Source organism: Shigella sp. FC1967, from assembly GCF_001743005.1.
In the GTDB taxonomy this organism is placed as follows: domain Bacteria; phylum Pseudomonadota; class Gammaproteobacteria; order Enterobacterales; family Enterobacteriaceae; genus Proteus.
In genome coordinates, this window is record NZ_MIIZ01000724.1 from 1 (window position 1) to 4,159 (window position 4,159).

Here is a 4,159-nt window from a genome sequence, read left to right on the forward strand (position 1 = left end):
AAAACAAAAAAATATAAAATGGCTAACGTTGGTTCTTACGTTACCGATAACAAGTTAAGCTGAATAATAAGGATTGTTTTTTCTAAGTAAAGACGCCATTTAGCTAATAAAACCGCTTTTGGCGCAGAGGAGAGTTATTTAAGATTGAGATCAGGATAATAACTATGTTCGGTAAACTGACCATAGCTATTTTGTACCCTCTGCTCTTGTTCAGTCTGTCTTATTAATATACCAAGCTCATCTAAACGAGCTCGTAATAAATTTCGCGTCTCATTTTCGTTTTCTAAGATTTTCTTTAGCATATCTGTGAGGCATTGCTGTAGTCTCAGCTCACCGTCAGCAGGTTTTACCATCTTAGTGATACTTTCTACGCTTTTTAAATAATCCATTTCCATTTCTATCAGCTTATCCCATTGCTGATCTTTGGCAAGCGTTAACATTTGCTCACTTGATTTTAAAACATGCTCGTAAGCCGCCATAATATCCATATTGTTGTCCACTCTAATTTAATAAGAATTAATCTGTGTGCCGATTTGTTGCCAAGCATCAGAAATTTCAGTTAAGAGCTTGATGACTTCATGAATTTTTTCTGGATTATTTTTTAAGTTAGCATCGAGTAGCTGATTAACCATATAGTCATAAAGGAGCTCCAGATTCTCTGCAAGCTCGCCTCCTTTTTCTTTATCCAGACCTTGTTTTAATCCGTTACCAATAATATTAATGGCTTTAGAAATATTTTCGCCTTTACCGGCGATATTTCCTTGCTCCATTAAGATTAATGCACGGCGAAGGGCGCTAAGCGCCCCATTAAATAGGATCTGGATCAGCTGGTAAGGCGTGGCATTTAAAATCTCGCTTTCAACGTCGATTTGAGCATACATTTTACTGGCTGATTGTTGATACATAGTGTCCTACTTTTAAAAAATTACATTAATAAACGGCCAATTGAGGCACTGGAGTTAGTCATGGAGTTGACCATTTTATCTAACTGTTGGAACTGGTTTTTATAACGCTCCATCGTGGCGGCAATATTGCGTTCCGTATTTTTAATTTGACTATCTAATGTTTTCTTGCGTTTTTTTACGCCATCAGTGGCAATATCTAAAGTACCATCATTAGATTGCAGCGTTTTCTTCAGGTAATTATAGGTTTGTGTACCAAAACCCCGTCTACTTTACCATCCCCCATAAAAAACTCTTTTACGTTAGCGGGTTTTTCTTTTAACGCATCATCCAGTTTTTTATTATCGATTTCTAATGTGCCATCGACTTTAAACTTAATCCCCATTTTATTTAGGGTATCTAAATCTGAAGTTTCTTGTGAGCGAGTAATAAAGCTTTTTAGCTCAGACATAATCATACGGCTGGTGCTATCACCTAATAACACACCGTTGTCTTTTGCTGACTCTTCGCCTTTTTCAACTTGCGTATATTTAGTCAGAGATTTATACGTACTGTTTAACTCATTGTAAGCGTCAGTCCAAGCTTTAATCGCCTTTTTCATTGGCTCAATATCACGAGCAACAGTGACTATCTCTGGTTTATCTGCTTTGTCTTTATTATCAAATGTCGTTTTCTTAAGATTTAACGTGAGCCCTTCTGGCGCATCTTTGATCTCATTCGTTTGACGCTCGATATCAATACCGTTAATCGTTAATTGTGCGTTATTCGCTTTAACGATTTCTCTCATCCCTGAAGTATGGGACGCTTCATCGGTTGCGGGTGAATTAGAAAGAAATTGATTAAGTTTATCATCACCTTCAACGGTGATTTTCATCTCAGATTTAGTGCCTTCTTTACGAGAAGTGAGGACTAAATAGTTTTCACCGTCTTTTGCTTTAACAATAGTGGCTGAAACGTTACCTTCTTTTTTATTGATTGCATCACGCAATTCAATGATCGAAGTTTGTTTATCTTCTAATTCAATGCGTAAAGGTTCTTTTTCACCTTCTTGGGTTATCACTAAGGTGCGTTTATTACCTTCACCTAACGTTTCACCTAAGGTTTCTTTCACATCGGAAACTTTAGTTGATTTTAATGTTTGTGCATGAGCAAGCTCTTTAACTGAGACAGTATAGTTACCAATACTGGCTTTACCATCTGTCGTCACTTTAAAAGCATCAAACTCATCATCAACTTTCGTTGCAACGATTTTATCGAATTTTTTTTAAATCTTCAGACGCTTTCTGTAATTTATCAAGTTGGCTACGGATCTTACCGTAAGCGGTAATTTGCGCTTCGTAGCTTTTCATCTGTTTATCTAGGGGTTCAAGGCGTTTATTTTCCGCCGCCTCCAATTGTGCCAATGTTTGGCTAAGAGGCATCCCTGAGCCCACGCCGAGTGAAGCAATACCAGCCATACCGGTCTCCTTTCTGTGTTCGTAAAATAATCCTCAAAAACCGTTATCGGTAGAATCGGCGAAAAGTTTACGTCTATTTGGTATTTTTGATGACATAAACAGGCTGCCATATAGAAGCCTTTTATTGCTATTGATGACCAAAGTCGAATTTAGAAGAGTAAGAAAAGGGTTGAGACGAAAATTGATAAAAAATGAATAAAAAAATAATAAATTAATTTCTTTATTTATCATTGAGTTAATATTAATTCTATAAAAAATTGCAGAAATATTTGTAGGAAAAGTTAAAGGTTGTATGTGGGGTGCCGATAAACTTGTTGCCGGTGATTGACACCGTAAATGAATAGGCAAACTTTTATTTTATCGACTTGATTTTAAAGGAATCTAGCTATGGCACAAGTCATTAATACCAACTATCTATCTCTGGTAACTCAAAACAACCTGAACAAATCTCAGGGAGCTTTAGGAAGTGCAATCGAGCGTCTGTCTTCTGGTCTACGTATCAACAGCGCTAAAGACGATGCAGCAGGTCAAGCGATTGCTAACCGTTTCACTTCAAACGTAAATGGTTTAACTCAAGCTGCACGTAATGCGAACGATGGTATCTCTATCGCTCAAACGACTGAAGGTGCGCTGAACGAAATCAACAATAACTTACAACGTATCCGTGAGTTAACTGTTCAAGCGAAAAACGGTTCTAACTCAGAATCAGATATCAAATCAATCCAAGAAGAAGTTGGCGAGCGTTTAAAAGAAATCGACCGTATTTCTGAACAAACTCAATTCAATGGCGTTAAAGTATTGAGCGGCGAAAAAGAAAAAATGACCGTTCACGTTGGTACTAACGACAAAGAAAAAATTGAATTTGACCTGAAAAAAGTTGATAGCAACGAATTGAAATTAAAAGATTTCTCAGTTGGAGCGGAAGGTTTAAATGCACAAACAGTTAAAGCTTCTGATATCACTGATGGTAAATCTTTAAAAATCAATGCTGATGCAGTTAAAATTGCTGCAGTACCAGAAGATACATCTACCACTCCACCAACACCAGCTGTACCAGAAAAAGTGCTTGAAGGTGCTGAGTTGAAAAAAATTGGTGATGATTACTTCGTTACTGGTAAATTAGATGGCAAAGATGTTAAGTACAAAGCTGATGTAGGCAAAGCTGATGCTGGAACAGGTGAAGTAACAGTTACAGTTAAAGCAGATGAGTTTGATTTAAAAGCAGCACAAGAAGCAGGTAAAGAGCAAAATACTAATGCTTTATCTAAATTAGATGAAGCAATCAACACCGTTGATGGTATGCGTTCTTCTTTAGGTGCGATTCAAAACCGTTTTGAATCAACTATCAACAACCTGAACAATACTGTTAACAACTTATCTGCTGCACGTAGCCGTATTTTAGATGCTGACTATGCAACAGAAGTTTCTAACATGAGCCGTGGTCAAATTCTGCAACAAGCGGGTACTTCAGTACTGGCTCAAGCAAACCAAGTACCACAAACTGTTCTGTCTCTGTTACGTTAATTCGTACACTGACACAAAAGATACCTTTCTATATCCAAAAGGTTCTCGTAAGAGAGCCTTTTTTTGTTTTTTGTGTTTTATATTTTAAACTCATCTTTTTTAGTTTTATTTTTTCTCTCAACCTCTTTTTACTTTTTTTCTGCAATCAATTATTCCTTAAAAATTAACCGACTGGCTTTTTTTTGCTATTTTCACGATGCCGAAAATCATAAACCCCTCGATATTGGTGACGATAGTGTATAGGCAACGTTATTACAGTGACGTAATAACTAACCT

General features: G+C 36.8%; 3 protein-coding genes and 1 pseudogene. 1 reads left to right on the top strand and 3 read right to left on the bottom strand.

Annotated elements, in window-relative coordinates:
- Nucleotides 1-134: 134 nt before the first annotated feature.
- The 3 genes and pseudogenes from fliT to fliD all read right to left on the bottom strand — a co-directional run bounded on the left by fliT (nucleotide 135) and on the right by fliD (nucleotide 2,359).
- On the bottom strand, nucleotides 135-488 hold the full coding sequence (fliT, locus tag BHE89_RS11165; protein WP_069368847.1) for a flagellar protein FliT: 354 nt from the start codon (nucleotides 486-488) through the stop codon (nucleotides 135-137).
- Between the two features lie 18 nt (nucleotides 489-506).
- The gene (gene fliS, locus BHE89_RS11170; RefSeq protein WP_023581844.1) at nucleotides 507-905 is read right to left on the bottom strand and encodes a flagellar export chaperone FliS; all 399 of its coding nucleotides are present in this window, start codon (nucleotides 903-905) and stop codon (nucleotides 507-509) included.
- A 20-nt stretch (nucleotides 906-925) separates the two neighbouring features.
- A pseudogene (fliD, locus tag BHE89_RS11175) lies at nucleotides 926-2,359 on the bottom strand (flagellar filament capping protein FliD).
- A 387-nt stretch (nucleotides 2,360-2,746) separates the two neighbouring features.
- Between fliD and BHE89_RS11180 the strand changes: the two are divergent.
- Nucleotides 2,747-3,883 (top strand): flagellin FliC, encoded by a 1,137-nt coding sequence (locus BHE89_RS11180; protein ID WP_069368849.1) that lies wholly within the window; start codon nucleotides 2,747-2,749, stop codon nucleotides 3,881-3,883.
- Nucleotides 3,884-4,159: the final 276 nt, after the last annotated feature.

Excerpts from the sequence above, each read along its gene's own strand:
- fliS (WP_023581844.1), bottom strand. The coding sequence starts at position 905 with ATGTATCAACAATCAGCCAGTAAAATGTATGCTCAAATCGACGTTGAA.
- BHE89_RS11180 (WP_069368849.1), top strand. The coding sequence starts at position 2,747 with ATGGCACAAGTCATTAATACCAACTATCTATCTCTGGTAACTCAAAAC.
- fliT (WP_069368847.1), bottom strand. The coding sequence starts at position 488 with ATGGATATTATGGCGGCTTACGAGCATGTTTTAAAATCAAGTGAGCAA.